Source organism: uncultured Escherichia sp. (assembly GCF_948475835.1).
In the GTDB taxonomy this organism is placed as follows: Bacteria; Pseudomonadota; Gammaproteobacteria; order Enterobacterales; family Enterobacteriaceae; genus ECMA0423.
This window is the reverse complement of the sequence record NZ_CAOLGM010000002.1, coordinates 80,598-105,164: the sequence shown is the minus strand read 5'-3', so window position 1 is coordinate 105,164 and position 24,567 is coordinate 80,598. Positions and strand designations below refer to the sequence as shown.

Annotated in this window: 22 protein-coding genes, 1 tRNA gene and 1 pseudogene; 19 read left to right on the top strand and 5 right to left on the bottom strand. The window is 49.5% G+C overall.

What is annotated here, in order from left to right:
* Positions 1-613: 613 nt before the first annotated feature.
* Positions 614-689, bottom strand: a tRNA-Ile gene (locus tag QZF50_RS01065).
* A gap of 559 nt (positions 690-1,248) precedes the next feature.
* Here QZF50_RS01065 and QZF50_RS01060 point away from each other — a divergent pair.
* The 7 genes and pseudogenes from QZF50_RS01060 to csiR all read left to right on the top strand — a co-directional run bounded on the left by QZF50_RS01060 (position 1,249) and on the right by csiR (position 11,262).
* Positions 1,249-3,502 (top strand): annotated as a pseudogene (locus QZF50_RS01060) (alpha-amylase family glycosyl hydrolase).
* A gap of 335 nt (positions 3,503-3,837) precedes the next feature.
* A complete protein-coding gene (gene glaH, locus QZF50_RS01055) occupies positions 3,838-4,815 on the top strand; it encodes a glutarate dioxygenase GlaH (protein ID WP_000993087.1) in 978 nt (325 codons plus the stop codon).
* A gap of 19 nt (positions 4,816-4,834) precedes the next feature.
* The gene (lhgO, locus tag QZF50_RS01050; protein WP_001472082.1) at positions 4,835-6,103 is read left to right on the top strand and encodes an L-2-hydroxyglutarate oxidase; all 1,269 of its coding nucleotides are present in this window, start codon (positions 4,835-4,837) and stop codon (positions 6,101-6,103) included.
* A gap of 22 nt (positions 6,104-6,125) precedes the next feature.
* Positions 6,126-7,574 (top strand): NADP-dependent succinate-semialdehyde dehydrogenase, encoded by a 1,449-nt coding sequence (gene gabD / locus QZF50_RS01045; protein ID WP_001748722.1) that lies wholly within the window; start codon positions 6,126-6,128, stop codon positions 7,572-7,574.
* A 13-nt stretch (positions 7,575-7,587) separates the two neighbouring features.
* Complete coding sequence (gabT, locus tag QZF50_RS01040) at positions 7,588-8,868, top strand: 4-aminobutyrate--2-oxoglutarate transaminase (protein ID WP_001472084.1); 1,281 nt, start codon at positions 7,588-7,590, stop codon at positions 8,866-8,868.
* Between the two features lie 310 nt (positions 8,869-9,178).
* Positions 9,179-10,579: a GABA permease gene (gene gabP, locus QZF50_RS01035; protein ID WP_001295173.1), complete on the top strand. Its 1,401-nt coding sequence runs from the start codon at positions 9,179-9,181 to the stop codon at positions 10,577-10,579.
* 20 nt (positions 10,580-10,599) lie between these two features.
* On the top strand, positions 10,600-11,262 hold the full coding sequence (gene csiR, locus QZF50_RS01030; protein ID WP_000156811.1) for a DNA-binding transcriptional regulator CsiR: 663 nt from the start codon (positions 10,600-10,602) through the stop codon (positions 11,260-11,262).
* Here csiR and kbp read toward each other — a convergent pair whose 3' ends face one another.
* Together kbp and QZF50_RS01020 are read right to left on the bottom strand one after the other, a co-directional pair.
* Positions 11,263-11,712: a potassium binding protein Kbp gene (gene kbp, locus QZF50_RS01025; protein WP_000522424.1), complete on the bottom strand. Its 450-nt coding sequence runs from the start codon at positions 11,710-11,712 to the stop codon at positions 11,263-11,265.
* 83 nt (positions 11,713-11,795) lie between these two features.
* Complete coding sequence (locus tag QZF50_RS01020) at positions 11,796-11,954, bottom strand: YqaE/Pmp3 family membrane protein (RefSeq protein ID WP_000508177.1); 159 nt, start codon at positions 11,952-11,954, stop codon at positions 11,796-11,798.
* A 182-nt stretch (positions 11,955-12,136) separates the two neighbouring features.
* On the opposite strand from QZF50_RS01020, the gene QZF50_RS01015 reads away from it, so the two are divergent.
* Positions 12,137-12,436, top strand: a complete 300-nt coding sequence (locus QZF50_RS01015) for a metalloregulator ArsR/SmtB family transcription factor (RefSeq protein WP_000137280.1) — start codon at positions 12,137-12,139, stop codon at positions 12,434-12,436.
* Positions 12,437-12,445: 9 nt separating this feature from the next.
* Positions 12,446-12,970 carry a thiosulfate sulfurtransferase YgaP gene (ygaP, locus tag QZF50_RS01010; protein ID WP_001229467.1) on the top strand — a complete coding sequence of 175 codons (525 nt, stop codon included), beginning with the start codon at positions 12,446-12,448 and terminating at the stop codon, positions 12,968-12,970.
* Between the two features lie 46 nt (positions 12,971-13,016).
* Here ygaP and stpA read toward each other — a convergent pair whose 3' ends face one another.
* Positions 13,017-13,421, bottom strand: coding sequence for a DNA-binding protein StpA (gene stpA / locus QZF50_RS01005; RefSeq protein ID WP_000115383.1), 405 nt, complete (start codon positions 13,419-13,421; stop codon positions 13,017-13,019).
* A 667-nt stretch (positions 13,422-14,088) separates the two neighbouring features.
* On the opposite strand from stpA, the gene alaE reads away from it, so the two are divergent.
* Complete coding sequence (alaE, locus tag QZF50_RS01000) at positions 14,089-14,538, top strand: L-alanine exporter AlaE (protein ID WP_000492656.1); 450 nt, start codon at positions 14,089-14,091, stop codon at positions 14,536-14,538.
* A 36-nt stretch (positions 14,539-14,574) separates the two neighbouring features.
* Here the strand turns inward: alaE and QZF50_RS00995 are convergent, their stop codons facing one another.
* The gene (locus tag QZF50_RS00995; protein WP_000281320.1) at positions 14,575-14,919 is read right to left on the bottom strand and encodes a DUF2002 family protein; all 345 of its coding nucleotides are present in this window, start codon (positions 14,917-14,919) and stop codon (positions 14,575-14,577) included.
* Positions 14,920-15,070: 151 nt separating this feature from the next.
* On the opposite strand from QZF50_RS00995, the gene QZF50_RS00990 reads away from it, so the two are divergent.
* The 9 genes from QZF50_RS00990 (at position 15,071) to QZF50_RS00950 (ending at position 24,525) form a co-directional block, all read left to right on the top strand.
* Positions 15,071-15,400: a DUF883 domain-containing protein gene (locus QZF50_RS00990; protein ID WP_001295174.1), complete on the top strand. Its 330-nt coding sequence runs from the start codon at positions 15,071-15,073 to the stop codon at positions 15,398-15,400.
* A gap of 247 nt (positions 15,401-15,647) precedes the next feature.
* A complete protein-coding gene (gene nrdH / locus QZF50_RS00985) occupies positions 15,648-15,893 on the top strand; it encodes a glutaredoxin-like protein NrdH (RefSeq protein ID WP_001223227.1) in 246 nt (81 codons plus the stop codon).
* Complete coding sequence (gene nrdI / locus QZF50_RS00980) at positions 15,890-16,300, top strand: class Ib ribonucleoside-diphosphate reductase assembly flavoprotein NrdI (RefSeq protein WP_000080947.1); 411 nt, start codon at positions 15,890-15,892, stop codon at positions 16,298-16,300. Before nrdH ends, nrdI begins: the two co-directional genes overlap by 4 nt.
* Positions 16,273-18,417 carry a class 1b ribonucleoside-diphosphate reductase subunit alpha gene (nrdE, locus tag QZF50_RS00975; protein ID WP_000246540.1) on the top strand — a complete coding sequence of 715 codons (2,145 nt, stop codon included), beginning with the start codon at positions 16,273-16,275 and terminating at the stop codon, positions 18,415-18,417. The genes nrdI and nrdE overlap by 28 nt, the downstream gene beginning before the upstream one ends.
* A 9-nt stretch (positions 18,418-18,426) precedes the next feature.
* Positions 18,427-19,386, top strand: coding sequence for a class 1b ribonucleoside-diphosphate reductase subunit beta (gene nrdF / locus QZF50_RS00970; protein ID WP_000777969.1), 960 nt, complete (start codon positions 18,427-18,429; stop codon positions 19,384-19,386).
* Positions 19,387-19,740: 354 nt separating this feature from the next.
* Positions 19,741-20,943 carry a glycine betaine/L-proline ABC transporter ATP-binding protein ProV gene (proV, locus tag QZF50_RS00965; protein WP_000985494.1) on the top strand — a complete coding sequence of 401 codons (1,203 nt, stop codon included), beginning with the start codon at positions 19,741-19,743 and terminating at the stop codon, positions 20,941-20,943.
* Positions 20,936-22,000, top strand: coding sequence for a glycine betaine/L-proline ABC transporter permease ProW (gene proW / locus QZF50_RS00960; RefSeq protein WP_000774996.1), 1,065 nt, complete (start codon positions 20,936-20,938; stop codon positions 21,998-22,000). Before proV ends, proW begins: the two co-directional genes overlap by 8 nt.
* A 56-nt stretch (positions 22,001-22,056) precedes the next feature.
* Positions 22,057-23,049, top strand: a complete 993-nt coding sequence (gene proX / locus QZF50_RS00955; RefSeq protein WP_001216527.1) for a glycine betaine/L-proline ABC transporter substrate-binding protein ProX — start codon at positions 22,057-22,059, stop codon at positions 23,047-23,049.
* A 291-nt stretch (positions 23,050-23,340) separates the two neighbouring features.
* Positions 23,341-24,525 (top strand): MFS transporter, encoded by a 1,185-nt coding sequence (locus QZF50_RS00950; protein WP_000165699.1) that lies wholly within the window; start codon positions 23,341-23,343, stop codon positions 24,523-24,525.
* Positions 24,526-24,567 lie beyond the last annotated feature (42 nt).

The window sequence follows — 24,567 nt, the reverse complement described above, 5'->3', positions numbered from 1 at the left end:
GCACAGGAATGTTAAATTTAATAAACAAAAGGTTATTTCGCTGTATGATAAAAAAACCGTTATAATTTATTAGTGAAAATCGTTTTTCAAGTGTTAGAAATTTATATCTCAATAGCGTTGGTTAATGAGCATAGCCACGCTCCTGTAACGCTCACAAAACTCATCTGCCTGCGGCGGGTGTTCTGGTCAGTAGTAGATGTTTAAGGCGTGGCAGAGACATTTCATCCTTACTCTACGGCATTGTTCTACATACATTGGTTGTGGTACTCACTCATCATCAGTGAGCGAACAGAGAATAGTTCAGTGATTTGAGTAATTAACCTGATTAAATTAAGGGGTATAATAAATGATAATACTCTGGCTTTATCGTTAATTACTTAATTCCACATGTAAGCAATTTGCCCGCTTGGCATAGCAGGCATTTTTTCCAGGTACTTTTGAATGAGTACTGATGGATAAATACATTGCAGTGGCGTGCCACGTACCAAAACACCAGCCCTCATTCGAAACCACCCACCGCACTTCTTCCTTGAAATGGCGTTAGTCATGAAATATAGACCGCCATCGAGTACCCCTTGTACCCTTAACTCTTCCTGATACGTAAATAATGATTTGGTGGCCCTTGCTGGACTTGAACCAGCGACCAAGCGATTATGAGTCGCCTGCTCTAACCACTGAGCTAAAGGGCCTTGAGTGTGCAATAACAATACTTATAAACCACGCAATAAACATGATGATCATATGATGTAAATAACAGATTTTTATGCGTTCTCATTCATCCTTGCTCGTCATTACACGCGACATAAAACCCGACACCGCTTCCATTCGCAAAGTCGATACTCGCAGTCAACAAGCAAATGTTAATAATTAGCACTATCTATAGTTATCATCGATTCAATGATACTTTGTAATGATTTTGTATCTAATAATATAAGTTTATTACATTAACTGAAGAGTTTTCGCATCATTATGATATCTGTTACTTTTCACTCCATAAAAATAAACTTCGTATAGCAATATATTCTTTCATAGATCTTATTCTGCTAATCATTAGTTTCGTATGAGCGATTTTTGACAGTTGCCTCTCCAGACCACATCGATAATTAATAAAACAGATTTAAGCATTATCCTTTTCCATATAAATATTGGATAAAAGTAGGACATCTGTTTGCAATTACTTTCACAACAATTAAACATTTTTATGTTTCCGTATACATCATATTACTCTACCATTAGAGGAACTTTATTATGTTTTCTATAAAACCAGGACCCAGAAATTTACCTATCGACAACCCCACATTGTTATCATGGAACATTACTGACGGGGATCTAAATTCCAAATTAAATACATTAGAATATCTAAACTGTATAACAAATATTATTAATTCTTGTGGAGTTTACCCTCAAGGATTAAAAGACAGAGAAATTATATCAACTTTTCACGCAGAAAAAGTTATTAATGATCTGTTAAAAAACGATTATAAAATTTCCCTTTCTCCAGATACAACTTATCGTGAGTTGAATAAAGCAGCACAGCGTAGCATTACAGCGCCAGACAGGATAGGAGAAGGAAAATCATGGGTTTATCAAAGAGATACAATGATTGAAAGAGGTGATAACAGCGGTGTTCATCAGTATGGTCCTGCTGAACATTTCACCCACATTATATCTGACAAACCGTCCCCAAAAGATGAGTATATTGCATATGCTATTAACATTCCTGACTATGAGCTGGCAGCCGATGTATATAATATTAACGTGACGTCACCTTCCGAACAGCAAGAAACATTTAAAATACTAATCAATCCAGAACATCTACGGCAAACACTTGAGCGTAAATCTCTTACTGCTGTTCAGAAATCACAATGTGAAATCATAACCCCCAAAAAACCTGGCGAAGCGATTCTTCATGCTTTTAATGCCACCTACCAGCAAATCAGGGAAAATATGTCTGAGTTTGCACGTTGCCATTATGGGTATATACAAATCCCTCCAGTGACAACTTTCCGCGCCGACGGACCAGAAACTCCCGAAGAAGAAAAGGGTTACTGGTTTCATGCTTATCAACCCGAAGATCTTTGTACCATCCATAATCCAATGGGAGATTTGCAGGATTTTATCGCATTGGTTAAAGATGCTAAAAAATTTGGTATCGATATCATTCCTGATTATACCTTTAACTTTATGGGAATTGGGGGTAGTGGTAAAAATGACCTGGATTATCCCTCTGCTGATATACGAGCGAAGATCAGTAAAGATATAGAAGGTGGTATCCCTGGCTATTGGCAAGGTCAGGTTTTGATTCCATTCATTAAAGATCCAGTAACAAAAGAACGTAAACAAATCCATCCAGAAGATATACATCTCACTGCAAAAGACTTCGAAGCAAGTAAAGATAACATATCTAAGGATGAATGGGAAAACCTCCATGCATTAAAAGAAAAGCGTTTAAATGGAATGCCTAAAACAACACCCAAAAGTGACCAGGTTATTATGTTGCAAAATCAATACGTTCGTGAAATGCGAAAATATGGCGTACGAGGTTTACGTTACGATGCAGCAAAACACTCAAAACATGAACAAATAGAAAGATCAATAACTCCACCGCTTAAAAATTATAATGAGCGGTTACACAATACTAATTTATTTAACCCAAAATATCAAAAAAAAGCCGTTATGAATTACATGGAATACCTGGTAACTTGTCAGTTGGATGAACAACAAATGTCATCGCTGCTTTATGAAAGAGATGATTTAAGCGCCATTGATTTTTCATTGCTCATGAAAACGATAAAAGCCTTTTCATTTGATGGCGATCTCCAAACCCTTGCATCAAAACCGGGTTCCACAATCTCAAGTATCCCATCAGAAAGACGGATATTGATTAATCATTAACCACGATTTTCCAAACAATGGCAATCTTTTCAATGACTTTCTATTTAACCATCAACAAGATGAACAATTAGCAATGGCATATATAGCCGCTCTGCCGTTCAGCAGGCCTTTAGTTTACTGGGATGGCCAAGTATTAAAATCAACGACTGAAATTAAAAATTATGATGGGTCCACGCGTGTCGGCGGTGAGGCGTAGCTTAATAAAGGTTGCTCTACCTATCAGCAGCTCTACAATGAATTCCACGCATTATATATAGATAAAGCAGGAATATGGAGCGCATTTGAGGGTGTATCTGCAACTAAAAACGTTCTGGCCTTTAGTCGTGGGGATTCTGTGAACATTAATCACTCTCCTCATGATGGACTAGTTATAATAAATAAAGGAAACGAAGAAGTTGAAGGTACCTGGCCTAACAAATTGCAACCTGGAATATACAAAAACATGGGGAGTAATAGCGTTAACATTATTATTAATAATACCCGAAAAATTATCCCCCCTGGTAAAGTATTTACGCTTAGAGGCGGAACTCTAAATATCAATATTCCTGGGCGTAGCGCTCTTCTTTTAGGGAAAACAGGAGAACCGCCGAACTATCTCTATTTATAATTTAATGTTATATCTGCCCCGATAAAACGGGGCAGATAATATGTTTAGTTTACTAACGGTCATTTTGCAGTGAAGCCATTTACTGTTTTTTATCGACCAGATAATCTGTTCTCTAATGTTAACTCCCCCTAACCTGTTGCTTTAGTTATTCATTTCCTGTCTCACTTTGCCTTAATACCCTACGTTAAATGTTACTAATTTGTTGCTTTTGATCACAATAAGAAAACAATATGTCGCTTTTGTGCGCATTTTTCAGAAATGTAGATATTTTTAGATTATGGCTACGAAATGAGCATCGCCATGTCACCCTACATCTCATAAGAGGATCGCTTCTGATGAATGCACTGACCGCCGTACACAATAACGCTGTCGATTCAGGCCAGGACTATAGCGGATTCACTCTCATCCCGTCGGCGCAATCCCCGCGTCTGCTGGAACTCACCTTCACCGAACAGACGACCAAACAGTTTCTCGAACAGGTTGCCGAATGGCCCGTGCAGGCGCTGGAGTACAAATCGTTTCTGCGTTTTCGGGTAGGCAAAATTCTTGACGATCTGTGTGCGAATCAGCTGCAACCATTGCTGTTGAAGACCCTGCTAAACCGTGCTGAAGGTGCGCTGTTGATCAATGCGGTGGGTATCGATGATGTGGCGCAGGCAGATGAGATGGTGAAGCTGGCAACGGCGGTAGCGCATCTGATTGGTCGCTCAAATTTCGATGCGATGAGCGGTCAGTATTACGCGCGTTTCGTGGTGAAAAATGTCGATAACTCAGACAGCTATCTGCGTCAGCCGCACCGCGTGATGGAACTGCACAACGACGGCACGTATGTCGAAGAGATCACCGATTACGTGCTGATGATGAAAATCGATGAGCAAAACATGCAGGGTGGAAATTCGTTGCTGCTGCATCTCGATGACTGGGAACATCTGGACCACTATTTCCGCCATCCACTGGCGCGTCGCCCGATGCGCTTTGCCGCGCCGCCGAGCAAAAACGTCAGCAAAGATGTTTTCCATCCAGTGTTCGACGTTGATCAACAGGGTCGCCCGGTGATGCGCTATATCGACCAGTTCGTCCAGCCAAAAGATTTTGAAGAAGGCGTGTGGTTGAGCGAGCTTTCCGATGCCATTGAAACCAGCAAAGGCATTCTTTCTGTACCCGTTCCCGTTGGCAAATTCCTGTTGATAAACAACCTGTTCTGGCTGCACGGTCGCGACCGCTTTACTCCGCACCCGGATCTGCGCCGTGAACTGATGCGTCAGCGTGGCTATTTCGCTTACGCCACTCACCACTACCAGACGCATCAGTAAGCGCAAAGGAATTGAGCGGATGTATGATTTTGTGATTATTGGCGGCGGCATCATCGGCATGTCGACCGCCATGCAACTGATTGATGTTTATCCGGATGCCCGCATTGCGTTGCTGGAAAAAGAGTCCGGCCCGGCCTGTCACCAGACGGGCCACAACAGCGGCGTGATCCATGCCGGGGTCTATTACACGCCCGGCAGCCTGAAGGCGCAGTTTTGCCTGGCGGGAAACCGCGCCACCAAAGCCTTTTGCGATCAAAACGACATTCGCTATGACAACTGCGGCAAGATGCTGGTCGCCACGTCCGATCTCGAAATGGAACGGATGCGCGCGTTGTGGGAACGCACGGCGGCGAACGGTATCGAGCGCGAGTGGTTAAACGCCGAGGAACTGCGCGAGCGCGAACCGAATATCACCGGGCTCGGCGGCATTTTTGTGCCGTCCAGCGGCATTGTCAGCTACCGCGACGTGACGGCGGCGATGGCAAAAATCTTCCAGTCCAGAGGCGGTGAAATTATCTATAACGCCGAAGTCAGCGGGCTTAATGAGCATAAAAACGGCGTGGTGATACGTACCCGTCAGGGCGGCGAATATGAAGCATCAACGCTGATTAGCTGTTCCGGGCTGATGGCTGACCGGCTGGTGAAAATGCTCGGACTCGAACCGGGCTTTATCATCTGCCCGTTCCGTGGCGAGTATTTCCGCCTTGCGCCGGAGCATAACCAGATTGTTAACCACCTGATTTACCCCATTCCCGACCCGGCAATGCCGTTTTTGGGCGTTCATCTCACCCGCATGATCGACGGCAGCGTGACCGTCGGGCCAAACGCGGTGCTGGCTTTCAAACGCGAAGGCTATCGCAAGCGCGACTTCTCATTTAGCGACACGCTGGAGATTTTGGGCTCGTCGGGGATTCGCCGGGTGCTGCAAAACCATCTACGCTCAGGACTGGGCGAGATGAAAAACTCGCTGTGCAAAAGCGGCTATCTGCGGCTGGTGCAAAAGTATTGTCCCCGGCTTTCGTTAAGCGATCTCCAGCCCTGGCCCGCCGGTGTGCGGGCGCAGGCGGTATCGCCGGACGGCAAGCTGATTGACGATTTTCTGTTTGTCACCACCCCGCGCACGATCCACACCTGCAATGCGCCCTCCCCGGCAGCGACATCAGCAATTCCTATTGGTGCGCATATTGTCAGCAAGGTACAAACGCTGTTGGCAAGCCAGAGTAACCCCGGACGCACGCTGCGAGCGGCACGTAGTGTGGATGCCTTACACGCCGCATTTAATCAATAACCTTTGAAAACAGGATGTAGCGATGAAACTTAACGACAGTAACTTATTCCGCCAGCAGGCGTTGATTAACGGGGAATGGCTGGACGCCAACGATGGTGAAGTCATCGATGTCACCAATCCGGCGAACGGCGACAAGCTGGGTAGCGTGCCGAAAATGGGCGCGGATGAAACCCGCGCCGCTATCGACGCCGCCAACCGCGCCCTGCCCGCCTGGCGTGCGCTCACCGCCAAAGAACGCGCCACCATTCTGCGCAACTGGTTCAATTTGATGATGGAGCATCAGGACGATTTAGCGCGCCTGATGACCCTCGAACAGGGAAAACCGCTGGCTGAAGCGAAAGGCGAAATCAGCTACGCCGCCTCTTTTATTGAGTGGTTTGCCGAAGAAGGCAAACGCATTTATGGCGACACCATTCCTGGTCATCAGGCCGATAAACGCCTGATTGTTATCAAGCAGCCGATTGGCGTCACCGCGGCTATCACGCCGTGGAACTTCCCGGCGGCGATGATTACCCGCAAAGCCGGTCCGGCGCTGGCGGCAGGCTGCACCATGGTGCTGAAGCCCGCCAGTCAGACGCCGTTCTCTGCGCTGGCGCTGGCGGAGCTGGCGATCCGCGCGGGCATTCCGGCTGGCGTGTTTAACGTGGTCACCGGTTCGGCGGGCGCGGTCGGTAACGAACTGACCAGTAACCCGCTGGTGCGCAAACTGTCGTTTACCGGTTCGACCGAAATTGGCCGCCAGTTAATGGAACAGTGCGCGAAAGACATCAAGAAAGTGTCGCTGGAGCTGGGCGGTAACGCGCCGTTTATCGTCTTTGACGATGCCGATCTCGATAAAGCCGTGGAAGGCGCGCTGGCTTCGAAATTCCGCAACGCCGGGCAAACCTGCGTCTGCGCCAACCGTTTATACGTACAGGACGGCGTGTATGACCGCTTTGCCGAAAAATTACAGCAGGCGGTGAGCAAACTGCATATCGGCGACGGGCTGGATAACGGCGTCACCATCGGGCCGCTGATCGATGAAAAAGCGGTAGCAAAAGTGGAAGAGCATATTGCCGATGCGCTGGAGAAAGGCGCGCGCGTGGTTTGCGGTGGTAAAGCGCACGAGCGCGGCGGCAACTTCTTCCAGCCGACCATTCTGGTGGACGTTCCGGCCAACGCCAAAGTGTCGAAAGAAGAGACGTTCGGCCCCCTCGCCCCGCTGTTCCGTTTTAAAGATGAAGCTGATGTGATTGCGCAGGCCAATGACACCGAATTTGGCCTTGCCGCCTATTTCTACGCCCGTGATTTAAGCCGCGTCTTCCGCGTCGGCGAAGCGCTGGAGTACGGCATCGTCGGAATCAATACCGGCATTATTTCCAATGAAGTGGCCCCGTTCGGCGGCATTAAAGCCTCGGGTCTGGGTCGTGAAGGTTCGAAGTATGGCATCGAAGATTACTTAGAAATCAAATATATGTGCATCGGTCTTTAACTGGAGAATGCGAATGAACAGCAATAAAGAGTTAATGCAGCGCCGCAGTCAGGCGATTCCCCGTGGCGTTGGGCAAATTCACCCGATTTTCGCTGACCGCGCGGAAAACTGCCGGGTGTGGGACGTTGAAGGCCGTGAGTATCTTGATTTCGCGGGCGGGATTGCGGTGCTCAATACCGGGCACCTGCATCCGAAGGTGGTTGCCGCGGTGGAAGCGCAGTTGAAAAAACTGTCGCACACCTGCTTCCAGGTGCTGGCCTACGAGCCGTATCTGGAGCTGTGCGAAATAATGAATCAGAAGGTGCCGGGCGATTTTGCCAAGAAAACGCTGCTGGTCACCACAGGTTCCGAAGCGGTGGAGAACGCGGTGAAAATCGCCCGCGCCGCCACCAAACGTAGCGGTACCATCGCCTTTAGCGGCGCGTATCACGGGCGCACGCACTACACGCTGGCGCTGACCGGTAAGGTGAATCCGTACTCTGCGGGCATGGGCCTGATGCCGGGCCATGTTTATCGCGCGCTTTATCCTTGCCCGCTGCACGGCATCAGCGAGGATGACGCAATCGCCAGTATCCACCGAATCTTCAAAAATGACGCGGCGCCGGAAGATATCGCCGCCATCGTGATTGAGCCGGTTCAGGGCGAAGGCGGTTTCTACGCCGCAACGCCAGCCTTTATGCAGCGTTTACGCGCGCTGTGTGACGAACACGGGATCATGCTGATTGCTGATGAAGTGCAGAGCGGCGCGGGGCGAACCGGCACGCTGTTTGCGATGGAGCAAATGGGCGTGGCACCCGATCTCACCACCTTTGCGAAATCAATCGCAGGCGGTTTCCCGCTGGCGGGCGTCACCGGGCGCGCCGAAGTGATGGACGCCGTCGCACCGGGCGGGCTGGGCGGCACCTATGCCGGTAACCCGATTGCCTGCGTAGCGGCGCTGGAAGTGTTAAAGGTGTTCGAGCAGGAAAATCTGCTGCAAAAAGCCAACGATCTGGGGCAGAAGCTAAAAGACGGATTGCTGGCGATCGCCGAAAAACACACTGAGATCGGCGACGTACGCGGGCTGGGGGCGATGATCGCCATCGAGCTGTTTGAAGATGGCGATCACAGTAAACCGAACGCCAAACTCACCGCCGAGATCGTGGCGCGCGCCCGTGATAAGGGCCTGATTCTTCTCTCCTGCGGCCCGTATTACAACGTGCTGCGCATCCTTGTACCGCTCACCATTGAAGACGCTCAGATCCGTCAGGGTCTGGAGATTATCGGTCAGTGTTTTGATGAGGCGAAGCAGTAGCTATGTCCGTTTGTAAGAGTTAACCGTTGCTAAGGGAATGATAACGATGCAGTAAAAAATAATAACGATGAGGCGATCGACAAAGTTAAAAACGACTGCGGACTGTCCCCTCGCCCCTCTGGGGAGAGGGTTAGGGTGAGGGGTAATCACGCGGCTACACCCTCACCCCGGCCCTCTCCCTAAGGGAGAGGGAGAAAACCCTCCCGCTTTCGTTTTTAAGATTTTGTTGACCGTCTCAATTAAACGCGTGACCCGACGCGGGAAATGTCGGGGCGCTCTCCCAAGTGGCACACTTTCGAGAGGATTCAGGATGGGGCAATCATCGCAACCACATGAGTTAGGCGGCGGGCTGAAGTCACGCCACGTCACCATGTTGTCTATTGCCGGTGTTATCGGCGCAAGTCTGTTTGTCGGTTCCAGCGTCGCCATCGCCGAAGCGGGCCCGGCGGTATTACTGGCCTATCTGTTCGCCGGGTTACTGGTGGTTATGATTATGCGGATGTTGGCGGAAATGGCAGTTGCCACGCCCGATACCGGTTCGTTTTCCACCTATGCCGATAAAGCCATTGGCCGCTGGGCGGGTTATACCATCGGCTGGCTGTACTGGTGGTTTTGGGTACTGGTTATCCCGCTGGAAGCCAACATCGCCGCTATGATCCTGCACTCGTGGGTTCCTGGCATTCCCATCTGGTTATTTTCCCTCGTCATTACCCTCGCCTTAACTGGCAGTAATTTATTAAGCGTTAAAAACTACGGCGAATTTGAGTTCTGGCTGGCGCTGTGCAAAGTCATCGCTATCCTGGCCTTTATTTTCCTTGGTGCAGTCGCAATTAGCGGTTTTTACCCTTATGCCGAAGTGAGCGGGATCTCAAGATTGTGGGATAGCGGCGGCTTTATGCCCAACGGCTTCGGTGCGGTATTAAGCGCGATGTTGATCACCATGTTCTCGTTTATGGGCGCAGAAATTGTCACCATTGCCGCCGCGGAATCCGACACGCCGGAAAAACATATTGTCCGCGCTACCAACTCGGTTATCTGGCGTATTTCTATCTTCTATTTGTGCTCTATTTTTGTCGTAGTGGCGTTAATACCGTGGAATATGCCGGGGCTGAAAGCCGTTGGTTCTTATCGCTCGGTTCTGGAATTGCTCAATATTCCCCATGCGAAATTAATCATGGACTGCGTGATATTACTTTCCGTAACCAGCTGTCTGAACTCGGCGCTGTATACCGCGTCAAGGATGCTCTACTCCTTAAGCCGTCGCGGTGATGCGCCCGCGGTAATGGGCAAAATCAACCGCAGTAAAACCCCGTATGTGGCGGTGTTACTCTCCACCGGAGCGGCATTTTTAACGGTGGTGGTGAACTATTACGCACCTGCGAAAGTGTTTAAATTCCTGATAGACAGCTCCGGTGCTATCGCCCTGCTGGTTTATTTAGTCATCGCCGTTTCACAGTTGCGGATGCGTAAAATTCTGCGAGCAGAAGGAAGCGAAATTCGCTTGCGCATGTGGCTTTACCCGTGGCTCACCTGGCTGGTAATAGGCTTTATTACCTTTGTGTTGGTGGTGATGTTATTCCGCCCGGCGCAACAGTTAGAAGTGATCTCTACCGGCTTATTAGCGATAGGGATTATCTGTACCGTGCCGATTATGGCGCGCTGGAAAAAGCTGGTATTGTGGCAAAAAACACCCGTTCATAATACGCGCTGATAATGATCAGGAGTCACACCATGACCATTACGTCTCTGGATGGCTATCGCTGGCTGAAGAACGATATTATTCGCGGTAATTTTCAACCGGATGAAAAATTACGAATGAGTTTGCTGACATCGCGTTATGCACTTGGCGTTGGGCCGTTACGGGAAGCTCTTTCGCAACTGGTGGCGGAACGGCTGGTCACGGTGGTGAATCAAAAAGGGTATCGGGTGGCGTCTATGTCAGAGCAGGAGCTGCTCGATATTTTCGACGCCCGCGCCAATATGGAAGCGATGCTGGTCAGTCTGGCGATTGCCCGCGGTGGCGATGAATGGGAGGCAGACGTTCTCGCAAAAGCGCATCTGCTGAGTAAGCTGGAGGCCTGTGACGCCAGCGAGAAAATGCTTGATGAGTGGGATCTGCGTCATCAGGCGTTTCATACAGCAATTGTGGCGGGCTGTGGTTCTCACTATTTGCTGCAAATGCGTGAACGGTTGTTTGATCTGGCGGCGCGCTATCGATTTATCTGGCTGCGGCGAACGGTGCTTTCGGTAGAAATGCTGGAGGATAAACACGATCAGCACCAGACCCTGACTGCGGCGGTACTGGCGCGAGATACCGCGCGCGCCAGTGAGTTAATGCGCCAGCATTTACTGACGCCAATTCCCATTATCCAGCAGGCGATGGCTGGCAATTAACTACTCTTCCGGAATACGCAACACTTGCCCCGGATAAATTTTATCCGGGCTTTTTAGCATCGGTTTATTCGCTTCGAAGATTTTATTGTACAGATTAGCGTTACCGTAGACCTGTTTGGAAATGGCACTCAGAGTGTCGCCAGACTTAACGGTATAAAACTGGCTGGCAGTGGCTGGTGTCGCCGTTTTCACCTGATCATCAACACTGGCAATACCGGAAATATTCCCCACCGCAACAAGGATTTTCTCCTTCGCCTCCTGACTCAGGCCGTCACCAGTGACCGTCGCTTTGCCGTCGGCAATTTGAATGTTCACTTTATCGGCATCAGGTATACCGGTTTTGCTCAGATGCTCCTGCACCTTCTTCGCCTGATCGTCTTTATCGTGCTGACCTGTAACCGCGTCCCAGAGTTTTTCTCCGGCATCTTTCACAAAATTGAACAGACCCATAGCTACCTCATTCGTTAACGGAAACACTCAGAAAGTGTAGCAGAGGAACGCGGCGCGTTAACGCCGCGGGGGTGAGCACAGGTTTAATCGCGGGTTTGCACCCAGAACGCGTGAATCAAACCGGGGATATACCCAAGCAGTGTCAGCAGAATATTAATAATGAACGCCCAACCGAACCCTTTACCGAGCAGCACGCCGAGAGGCGGCAGAATGATGGTGATGACGATTCTCCAGAAACCCATATGTACTCCCTATAAGAAAATTACTCATTGTTTAAAAAGAGATTTTATCTCTTAACCGTAGTAATTTTAGCGGAGCCTGCCAGTTTCAGCTTACGCTTTTACTCTCATTTACGCTGCTGATGCTGGTATATGTTGCATTTTTAGTTTAGAGTTTACTTAATTTAGAAAATACTTAAATAAATATGACTGAACTCGCGCAATTACAGGCCAGTGCCGAACAGGCAGCGGCCTTATTGAAAGCAATGAGCCATCCTAAACGATTGCTGATTCTGTGCATGCTTAGCGGTTCCCCCGGCACCAGCGCGGGAGAGCTGACGCGCATTACCGGACTGAGTGCCTCTGCGACATCACAGCATCTCGCTCGTATGCGGGACGAAGGGCTTATCGACAGCCAACGGGATGCCCAACGCATTCTATATTCCATTAAAAATGAGGCGGTAAATGCCATTATCGCCACCCTGAAAAATGTCTATTGTCCGTAAGGAGTCACTATGGCTTTGACAACCATTTCGCCGCATGATGCACAAGAATTAATCGCACGCGGCGCAAAGTTAATCGATATTCGTGATGCTGATGAATATCTTCGTGAACATATTCCTGAAGCAGATCTGGCTCCATTATCCGTGCTGGAACAGTCAGGTCTTCCACCTAAATTACGTCGCGAGCAAATTATATTCCACTGCCAGGCAGGTAAACGCACCAGTAATAACGCCGATAAATTAGCAGCGATTGCCGCCCCCGCAGAAATATTTTTACTCGAAGATGGGATTGATGGCTGGAAAAGAGCTGGATTGCCAGTAGCGGTAAATAAATCTCAACCCTTGCCGTTAATGCGCCAGGTGCAGATCGCTGCGGGTGGTTTAATATTAATCGGCGTTGTACTGGGTTATACCGTAAATAGCGGTTTCTTCTTATTAAGTGGCTTTGTTGGTGCCGGGTTACTGTTTGCAGGAATCAGCGGTTTTTGTGGAATGGCAAGGTTGTTAGATAAGATGCCGTGGAACCAACGAGCTTGAGAAGCGACGCCGGACGCGCCCTAGCAGCGACATCCGGCCTCAGTAATTAGATCAGGAAATCGTCGAGAGATTTACCTTCTGCCAGCGCCTGAGCAATTGGCTTCGGTGTACGGCCCTGACCGGTCCAGGTTTTAGTTTCACCGTTAACATCGGTGAATTTATATTTCGCCGGACGCGGCTGGCGTTTTTTACCAGCGCGTGGTGCAGCAGCAGAGCTATTACCCAATAACTCTTCCGGGTTAATTCCGTCAGCCTTCATCAGCTCCAGCCAGGTGCTAATTTTTTCCTGACGCTCAGCCAGTTCACGCTGCTGCTGTTCTTCTTCTTCACGTCTTTCTTTAGTGACAACCCTGAATTTTTCGAGCATTTCTTCAAGAACGTCAATGGAGAATTCGCGAGCCATCGCACGGAGGGTGCGAATGTTATTTAAACTTTGTAACATTACGGACATAATAAAGAAAACCTTTTAACGCCAAAACAAAAAAGTATTTCGTCGCGTAGTGTAAGCGATCACTTATTATATTTCCACAAAATTTAATCTATTTACAGTCCTGCGCGAGATTATTTCAGCTGTTATTTTCTGAAACTCTCAGAATAATTTCAAGATTATATATTAGCCATTTTGATGAGTAATTTAGATTATTGGTGAACAGAGTGGCGCTCTCTGCTCGCTAATTCCGCAAGCCTGACAAAACCGAAGTGAATAAAAATGCAATATAACAGAATAAAAGAAAACACCCCTCACTGGTGCTTTCTGCTGTTAATGTACATTTTCTGGCATAAAAAATGCTGTAAATGACACGGTCACGACATACACCGAATTCTCTACGCTTATAGCGTTACCTCACCCCCAAACTTTCATTAGTGAAATTAAAGGCAAGGTCATATCTAATTGATTTAATTGAAAATAAATCATATCGGCATGTAAAAATCCACAATGTACAAAAAACGAGCCGTTACGGAATATTTTATCTACAAAAACTGACTAAATAAAAATTTTTCACTAATTGAATAGTCATAGCCAGCGATATACGCTATGCGAAAATGCAGATGACAATGAGATCCACTGCTTTCATCTCCATTAACATCCCATTACGCTTTTATTAAGGAGCATTAGCATGTTCTCACCGCAGTCACGCTTGCGTCATGCAGTTGCAGATACGTTCGCGATGGTTGTTTACTGTTCTGTCGTGAACATGTGTATTGAAGTTTTCCTCTCCGGAATGAGCTTCGAACAGTCTTTTTATTCCAGATTGGTAGCGATTCCGGTGAACATCTTAATTGCATGGCCATACGGTATGTACCGCGATCTGTTTATGCGCGCGGCACGCAAAGTTAGCCCGTCGGGCTGGATAAAAAATCTGGCTGATATCCTGGCTTATGTGACGTTCCAGTCACCGGTGTATGTGGCGATCTTGTTAGTGGTGGGCGCAGACTGGCATCAGATTATGGCGGCGGTCAGTTCAAACATCGTTGTTTCGATGTTGATGGGGGCGGTTTATGGCTACTTCCTCGATTATTGCCGCCGACTGTTTAAAGTCAGCCGTTACCAGCAGGTAAAAGCCTGACTCTTCTTTTCGCGACTGGCATCGCCAGTCGCGTCTTTAACTGGCTTCGCCAAATAAACCATTCAAATAACGTTCAAGCGCAACACGCGAACTGAAGCCATGCGGGATACCGTAATGCTCGTGTCGCTCGCCTGCTAAATAGAGCGGAAATTGCTGGTAATGATCGCAAGTTTTAATATCGGAAGCGGGTTCAGCCAGTGTTGAACTGCGTTCTTTTAATGTTGGATGAATTACCAGAGCGGTACGTCCCATTCGCGCTTCGCGATTAACATAGACATAATTTTCCCCACGGCGGTAACCATACGCTTTCTGGGTTACCACATCGACAGTAAAACCGACTTTTTCAAGTACGCGCGCCACCTCGTCTGGTCGTAAATACATATTTGATCCTCGTTATTATCAACCGCGGGCCTACCTTACCTGATTGCGCATTCACAACGCTTTCAGAAAAGTCCATAAAGCCGCGATGAACCTCAGTTAAGAAAATTATGGTCTACACTGAAAATTACATCGAATTCTAATGGGGGATCATATGTTTAACCGACCGAACCGCAACGACGTTGATGATGGCGTGCAGGATATCCAGAATGATGTCAATCAATTAGCTGACAGCCTCGAATCTGTATTAAAGTCCTGGGGCAGCGACGCCAAAGGGGAAGCTGAAGCCGCACGCAGTAAAGCTCAGGCATTGCTGAAAGAAACCAGGGCGCGAATGCATGGTCGTACTCGCGTCCAGCAAGCCGCACGCGATGCCGTTGGCTGCGCGGATTCTTTTGTTCGTGAAAGACCCTGGTGTAGCGTGGGTACAGCAGCTGCGGTAGGTATTTTTATCGGCGCACTGTTAAGCATGCGCAAATCGTAGTGCAAAAATGATAATAAATACGCGTCTTTGACCCCGAAGCCTGTCTTCGGGGTTTCTTTTTGCCTGGTGAATCACAAAAATCCCCCTACCCCGTCACGCTCATATCCAGGGTAATTTCGACCACTATTTGCTATATATTGTGTGGTTGAATCTTTTTTCAACTACATCTAGTATCTCTGTATCAACAGAGAGACAACCCGACGCGTATCATCGCGCCGTATCTTCATTTTAAACGGAAATACGAATCATGCGCATTACTATTTACACTCGTAACGATTGCGTTCAGTGCCACGCCACCAAACGGGCGATGGAAAACCGGGGCTTTGATTTTGAAATGATTAATGTCGATCGCGTTCCTGAAGCGGCGGAAGCGCTGCGTGCTCAGGGCTTTCGTCAGTTGCCGGTAGTGATTGCTGGCGATCTTAGCTGGTCTGGTTTCCGCCCGGACATGATCAATCGTCTGCATCCAGCGCCACACGCGGCCAGTGCATGAGCCAGCTCGTCTACTTTTCCAGTAGCTCCGAAAATACGCAGCGTTTTATCGAACGTTTAGGACTGCCCGCGGTGCGCATCCCGCTCAATGAGCGGGAACGGATTCAGGTAGACGAGCCTTACATCCTGATCGTGCCCTCTTACGGCGGCGGCGGTACGGCTGGCGCGGTGCCACGACAGGTAATTCGCTTTTTAAACGACGAGCACAACCGGGCGTTGCTTCGCGGCGTTATTGCTTCGGGTAATCGCAACTTTGGTGAGGCGTATGGCCGCGCCGGAGATGTGATTGCCCGGAAATGCGGCGTGCCGTGGCTGTACCGTTTTGAACTCATGGGTACGCAAAGCGATATCGAAAACGTTCGTAAAGGAGTAACCGAATTTTGGCAACGACAACCGCAGAATGCCTGACGCAGGAAACGATGGATTACCACGCGCTGAATGCGATGCTTAACCTCTACGATAGCGCAGGTCGCATTCAGTTCGATAAAGACCGCCAGGCCGTTGACGCCTTTATGGCGACGCATGTGCGTCCGAACAGTGTGACCTTCAGTAGCCAGCAGCAGCGCCTGAACTGGCTGGTCAACGAAGGTTACTATGATGAAAGCGTTCTTAATCGCTACTCTCGCGACTTTGTCATTACGCTGTTTGCCCACGCACACACCAGCGGTTTTCGTTTCCAGACATTCCTCGGGGCATGGAAGTTTTACACCAGCTATACGTTGAAGACATTCGACGGTAAACGTTATCTGGAAGATTTTGCCGATCGAGTCACGATGGTGGCGCTGACGCTGGCACAAGGCGATGCGACGCTGGCGTTGCAACTGACCGATGAAATGCTGTCAGGACGCTTTCAGCCAGCCACGCCGACATTCCTCAACTGCGGTAAGCAGCAGCGCGGCGAACTGGTTTCCTGTTTTTTGCTGCGTATTGAAGACAATATGGAGTCGATTGGTCGGGCGGTAAATTCCGCACTGCAACTGTCGAAACGCGGCGGCGGCGTAGCATTTTTGCTGTCGAATCTGCGGGAAGCGGGCGCGCCAATTAAACGTATTGAAAATCAATCTTCTGGCGTAATTCCGGTGATGAAAATGCTGGAAGACGCATTTTCCTATGCCAACCAACTCGGCGCTCGTCAGGGGGCTGGTGCAGTCTATTTACATGCTCATCATCCCGATATTCTGCGTTTTCTCGACACGAAACGGGAAAATGCCGACGAAAAAATCCGCATTAAAACACTGTCGCTTGGCGTGGTGATCCCGGATATCACTTTCCATCTGGCCAAAGAGAATGCGCAGATGGCGCTGTTTTCGCCCTATGACGTTGAGCGAGTTTATGGCAAGCCGTTTGCCGATATCGCCATTAGCGAACACTATGACGAACTGGTTGCCGATGAACGCATCCGCAAAAAATACCTCAACGCCCGTGATTTCTTCCAGCGACTGGCAGAAATCCAGTTTGAGTCCGGCTATCCCTACATCATGTATGAAGACACGGTAAACCGTGCTAACCCTATCGCCGGGCGCATAAATATGAGTAATCTATGCTCAGAAATTTTGCAGGTTAACAGCGCCTCAGAGTATGACGAGAATCTCGACTATGCCCGTACAGGCCATGATATTTCCTGCAATTTAGGTTCGTTGAATATTGCCCACACCATGGATTCCCCCAACTTTGCCCGCACGGTAGAGACTGCCGTACGCGGTTTAACGGCGGTGTCAGATATGAGTCATATCCGCAGCGTGCCGTCCATCGAAGCCGGAAATGCCGCCTCACACGCCATCGGGCTGGGGCAGATGAATTTACACGGTTATCTGGCGCGAGAAGGCATCGCTTATGGTTCGCCGGAAGCACTGGATTTCACCAATCTCTATTTCTATACCATCACCTGGCACGCACTGCGTACCTCGATGTTGCTGGCACGCGAACGCGGTGAAACCTTCGCCGGGTTCAAACAGTCACGCTATGCCAGTAGTGAATATTTCAGCCAATATCTGCAAGGGAACTGGCAGCCGAAAACGACGAAAGTTGGCGAACTGTTTGCCCGTAGCGGTATTACGTTACCTACCCGTGAGATGTGGGCGCAACTGCGCGACGACGTGATGCGCTACGGCATTTATAACCAGAATCTTCAGGCGGTGCCGCCAACCGGTTCTATCTCTTATATCAACCATGCTACGTCGAGTATTCATCCGATTGTGGCGAAAGTAGAGATACGCAAAGAGGGCAAAACAGGACGCGTTTACTACCCTGCCCCGTTTATGACTAACGAGAATCTGGCGCTGTATCAGGATGCTTACGAAATCGGCGCAGAAAAGATCATCGACACCTACGCGGAAGCGACTCGCCATGTCGATCAGGGTTTGTCGCTGACGCTGTTTTTCCCCGATACCGCCACCACTCGCGATATCAACAAAGCGCAGATTTACGCCTGGCGCAAAGGTATCAAAACGCTCTATTACATTCGCCTGCGTCAGATGGCGCTGGAAGGCACTGAAATTGAAGGCTGCGTCTCCTGTGCACTTTAAGGAATATCTATGAAACTCTCACGTATCAGCGCCATCAACTGGAACAAGATATCTGACGATAAAGATCTGGAGGTGTGGAATCGCCTGACCAGCAATTTCTGGCTACCAGAAAAGGTGCCGCTGTCGAACGATATTCCTGCCTGGCAGACATTAACTGTCGTAGAACAACAACTGACGATGCGCGTTTTTACTGGCCTGACGCTGCTCGACACGCTGCAAAATGTTATCGGCGCGCCTTCGCTGATGCCCGATGCACTCACGCCTCATGAAGAAGCGGTATTATCGAATATCAGCTTTATGGAAGCGGTTCATGCCCGCTCTTACAGTTCGATTTTCTCGACGCTGTGTCAGACCAAAGATGTCGATGCCGCCTACGCCTGGAGTGAAGAAAACGCACCGTTGCAGCGAAAAGCTCAGATTATTCAGCAACATTATCGCGGTGATGATCCGCTGAAAAAGAAAATCGCCAGTGTGTTTCTTGAATCTTTTTTGTTCTATTCCGGTTTCTGGCTGCCGATGTATTTTTCCAGCCGCGGAAAGCTGACCAATACCGCAGATCTGATCCGTCTGATTATCCGCGATGAAGCAGTCCACGGTTACTACATAGGCTATAAATATCAGAAAAACATGGAAAAGATATCTCTGGGACAACGTGAAGAGTTGAAGAGTTTCGCCTTCGATTTGTTGCTGGAACTCTACGACAACGAGTTGCAATACACCGATGAGCTGTACGCCGAAACCCCGTGGGCTGACGATGTGAAAGCGTTTCTCTGTTACAACGCCAATAAGGCTTTGATGAATCTGGGCTACGAACCGTTATTTCCCGCAGAAATGGCGGAAGTGAATCCGGCAATCCTCGCCGCGCTTTCGCCGAATGCCGATGAAAATCACGATTTCTTTTCCGGTTCAGGCTCCTCTTATGTGATGGGGAAAGCGGTTGAAACAGAAGATGAAGACTGGAATTTCTGAGGGTGTTATTTTCAAAAATATCACTACCCGCAGCAGGGAAATAATTCCCGCCAAATAGCTTTTTATCACGCAAATATTCTGTAGTGATCTACACTGATACTCTGTTGCATTATTCGCCTGAAACTACAATATTCAGGCGTTTTTTCGCTATCTATGACAAAAAATATCAACTTTTCTCGATTTGCTCTCAGCCCTTATATCACGGGAAATTCCGGCGATTTGCTCGCATCAATATTCATGCCACATTTGCCCACAGGGGTTGCCTCAGATTCTCAGTATGTTAGGGTAGAAAAAAGTGACTATTTCCATTGGGTAATATATCGACATAAACAAATAAAGGAATCTTTCTATTGCATGGCAATTAAATTAGAAATTAAAAATCTTTATAAAATATTTGGCGAGCATCCACAGCGAGCGTTCAAATATATCGAACAAGGACTTTCGAAAGAACAAATTCTGGAAAAAACTGGGCTATCGCTTGGCGTAAAAGACGCCAGTCTGGCCATTGAAGAAGGCGAGATATTTGTCATCATGGGATTATCCGGCTCGGGTAAATCCACAATGGTACGCCTTCTCAATCGCCTGATTGAACCCACCCGCGGGCAAGTGCTGATTGATGGTGTGGATATTGCCAAAATATCCGATGCCGAACTCCGTGAGGTGCGCAGAAAAAAGATTGCGATGGTCTTCCAGTCCTTTGCCTTAATGCCGCATATGACCGTGCTGGACAATACTGCGTTCGGTATGGAATTGGCCGGAATTAATGCCGAAGAACGCCGGGAAAAAGCCCTTGATGCACTGCGTCAGGTCGGGCTGGAAAATTATGCCCACAGCTACCCGGATGAACTCTCTGGCGGGATGCGTCAACGTGTGGGATTAGCCCGCGCGTTAGCGATTAATCCGGATATATTATTAATGGACGAAGCCTTCTCGGCGCTCGATCCATTAATTCGCACCGAGATGCAGGATGAGCTGGTAAAATTACAGGCGAAACATCAGCGCACCATTGTCTTTATTTCCCACGATCTCGATGAGGCTATGCGTATTGGCGACCGAATTGCCATTATGCAAAATGGTGAAGTGGTACAGGTCGGCACACCGGATGAAATTCTCAATAATCCGGCGAATGATTATGTCCGTACCTTCTTCCGTGGCGTTGATATTAGTCAGGTATTCAGTGCGAAAGATATTGCCCGCCGGACACCGAATGGCTTAATTCGTAAAACCCCTGGCTTCGGCCCACGTTCGGCACTGAAATTATTGCAGGATGAAGATCGCGAATATGGCTACGTTATCGAACGCGGTAATAAGTTTGTCGGCGCAGTTTCCATCGATTCGCTTAAAACCGCGTTAACGCAGCAGCAAGGTCTTGATGCGGCGCTGATTGATGCGCCGTTAGCAGTCGATGCACAAACGCCTCTTAGCGAGTTGCTCTCTCATGTCGGACAGGCACCCTGTGCGGTGCCCGTGGTCGACGAGGACCAACAGTATGTCGGCATCATTTCGAAAGGAATGCTGCTGCGCGCTTTAGATCGTGAGGGGGTAAATAATGGCTGATCAAAATAATCCGTGGGATACCACGCCAGCGGCGGACAGTGCCGTGCAATCCGCAGACGCCTGGGGTACACCGGCGACTGCACCGACTGACGGCGGTGGTGCTGACTGGCTGACCAGTACGCCTGCGCCAAACGTCGAGCATTTTAATATTCTCGATCCGTTCCATAAAACGCTGATCCCGCTCGACAGTTGGGTCACTGAAGGGATCGACTGGGTTGTTACCCATTTCCGTCCCGTCTTCCAGGGCGTGCGCGTTCCGGTTGATTACATTCTCAACGGTTTCCAGCAATTGCTGCTGGGTATGCCCGCACCGGTGGCGATTATCGTTTTCGCTCTCATCGCCTGGCAGATTTCCGGGGTCGGAATGGGCGTGGCGACGCTGGTTTCGCTGATTGCCATCGGCGCAATCGGTGCCTGGTCGCAGGCCATGGTTACCCTGGCGCTGGTGTTAACCGCCCTGCTGTTCTGTATCGTCATTGGTTTGCCGCTGGGGATCTGGCTGGCGAGAAGTCCGCGAGCGGCGAAAATTATTCGTCCACTGCTTGATGCCATGCAGACCACGCCAGCGTTTGTTTATCTGGTGCCAATCGTCATGCTATTTGGTATCGGTAACGTGCCGGGCGTGGTGGTGACGATCATCTTTGCTCTGCCGCCGATTATCCGTCTGACCATTCTGGGGATTAACCAGGTTCCGGCGGATCTGATTGAAGCCTCGCGCTCATTCGGTGCCAGCCCGCGCCAGATGCTGTTCAAAGTTCAGTTACCGCTGGCGATGCCGACCATTATGGCGGGCGTTAACCAGACGCTGATGCTGGCCCTTTCTATGGTGGTCATTGCCTCGATGATTGCCGTCGGCGGGCTGGGTCAGATGGTACTTCGCGGTATCGGTCGTCTGGATATGGGGCTTGCCACCGTTGGCGGCGTCGGGATTGTGATCCTCGCCATTATCCTCGACCGCCTGACGCAGGCCGTTGGGCGCGACTCACGCAGTCGCGGCAACCGTCGCTGGTACACCACTGGCCCTGTCGGTCTGCTGACCCGCCCATTCATTAAGTAACTCTGCACTTGCCCGGTAACGCCGGGCATATCACCCTGCCAAAAAAAGGAATAACAATGCGACATAGCGTACTTTTTGCGACAGCGTTTGCCACGCTTATCTCTACACAAACTTTTGCTGCCGACCTGCCGGGCAAAGGCATTACAGTTAATCCAGTTCAAAGCACCATCACCGAAGAAACCTTCCAGACACTGCTGGTCAGTCGTGCGCTGGAGAAATTAGGTTATACCGTCAATAAACCCAGCGAAGTAGATTACAACGTTGGCTACACCTCGCTTGCTTCCGGCGATGCAACCTTCACCGCCGTGAACTGGACGCCGCTGCATGACAACATGTACGAAGCTGCCGGTGGCGATAAGAAATTTTATCGTGAAGGGGTATTTGTTAACGGCGCGGCACAGGGTTACCTGATCGATAAGAAAACCGCCGACCAGTATAAAATCACCAACATCGCACAACTGAAAGATCCGAAGATCGCCAAACTGTTCGATACCAACGGCGACGGTAAAGCGGATTTAACCGGTTGTAACCCTGGCTGGGGCTGCGAAGGTGCCATCAACCACCAGCTTGCCGCGTATGAACTGACCAACACCGTGACGCATAATCAGGGGAACTACGCAGCGATGATGGCCGACACCATCAGTCGCTACAAAGAGGGCAAACCGGTGTTTTATTACACCTGGACGCCGTACTGGGTGAGTAATGAGCTGAAGCCAGGGAAAGATGTGGTCTGGTTGCAGGTGCCGTTCTCCGCACTGCCGGGCGATAAAAATGCCGATACCAAACTGCCGAATGGCGCGAATTACGGCTTCCCGGTCAGCACCATGCATATCGTTGCCAACAAAGCCTGGACCGAGAAAAATCCGGCGGCAGCCAAACTGTTTGCCATTATGCAGTTGCCAGTGGCCGATATTAACGCCCAGAACGCCATTATGCATGACGGCAAAGCCTCAGAAGGCGATATTCAGGGCCACGTTGATGGCTGGATCAAAGCCCACCAGCAGCAGTTCGATGGCTGGGTGAATGAGGCGCTGGCAGCGCAGAAGTAATTTTTATTCAGGCGGATAAGGCGTTTTTGCCTCATCCGCCGCTCTGTACACAATGCCTGATGCGACGCTGACGCGTCTTATCATGCCTACAAAATACACTCATTCCGTATGGCGGATAAGGCGTTTTCGCCGCATCCGCCGTTCTGTGCACAATGCCTGATGCGACGCTGGCGCGTCTTATCATGCCTACAAACCACATCGCACATTTCAACAAGCTATCTTTCATCCCATATTCATCAACATCCGCTATTATTGATTTCCAGCTTAATCATCACCTGATGAACAAAAATAATGACTAAACCTAATCATGAGCTTAGCCCGGCGCTGATCGTGCTGATGTCTATCGCCACCGGTCTGGCGGTCGCCAGTAACTATTACGCTCAGCCATTGCTCGACACCATCGCGCGTAACTTTTCCCTTTCCGCCAGTTCGGCAGGCTTTATTGTTACCGCCGCGCAATTGGGCTATGCAGCAGGTCTGCTGTTTCTTGTTCCCCTCGGTGATATGTTTGAACGCCGCCGCCTGATTGTCTCGATGACCTTACTGGCGGCAGGCGGCATGTTAATCACTGCCAGCAGTCAGTCGCTGGCGATGATGATCCTCGGTACGGCATTAACCGGTTTATTCTCTGTCGTGGCACAAATTCTGGTTCCGCTGGCAGCGACGCTGGCTTCACCGGACAAACGCGGCAAAGTGGTTGGCACTATTATGAGCGGTCTGCTGTTGGGGATCTTACTCGCACGGACCGTTGCCGGATTGCTGGCGAATCTCGGCGGCTGGCGCACCGTCTTTTGGGTTGCCTCGGTGTTAATGGCACTGATGGCGCTGGCATTATGGCGTGGTCTGCCACAAATGAAATCAGAAACCCACCTCAACTACCCACAGTTGTTAGGTTCCGTTTTCAGCATGTTTATCAGCGATAAGATCCTGCGCACCCGCGCATTGCTGGGCTGCCTGACCTTTGCCAACTTCAGCATTCTCTGGACCTCAATGGCCTTTTTGCTTGCCGCTCCACCTTTTAACTACAGCGATGGTGTCATTGGTCTGTTTGGACTTGCGGGAGCTGCCGGAGCGTTGGGCGCTCGTCCGGCGGGCGGTTTTGCCGATAAGGGTAAATCGCACCACACCACAACTTTCGGTCTGCTGCTGCTATTACTTTCATGGCTGGCGATCTGGTTTGGTCACACTTCCGTACTGGCGCTGATTATCGGCATCCTGGTGCTGGATCTCACCGTACAGGGCGTGCATATCACTAACCAGACGGTAATTTATCGAATACACCCTGATGCGCGTAATCGCCTGACCGCAGGTTACATGACCAGCTACTTTATTGGCGGTGCCGCCGGTTCGCTAATTTCAGCCTCAGCCTGGCAACATGGCGGTTGGGCTGGCGTTTGTCTGGCTGGCGCGACGATTGCCCTGGTTAACTTACTGGTCTGGTGGCGAGGTTTTCATCGTCAGGAAGCCGCAAATTAAGCAATCAGCAACCGTTTTCGTGGCTTTACACTTATAAGGGTG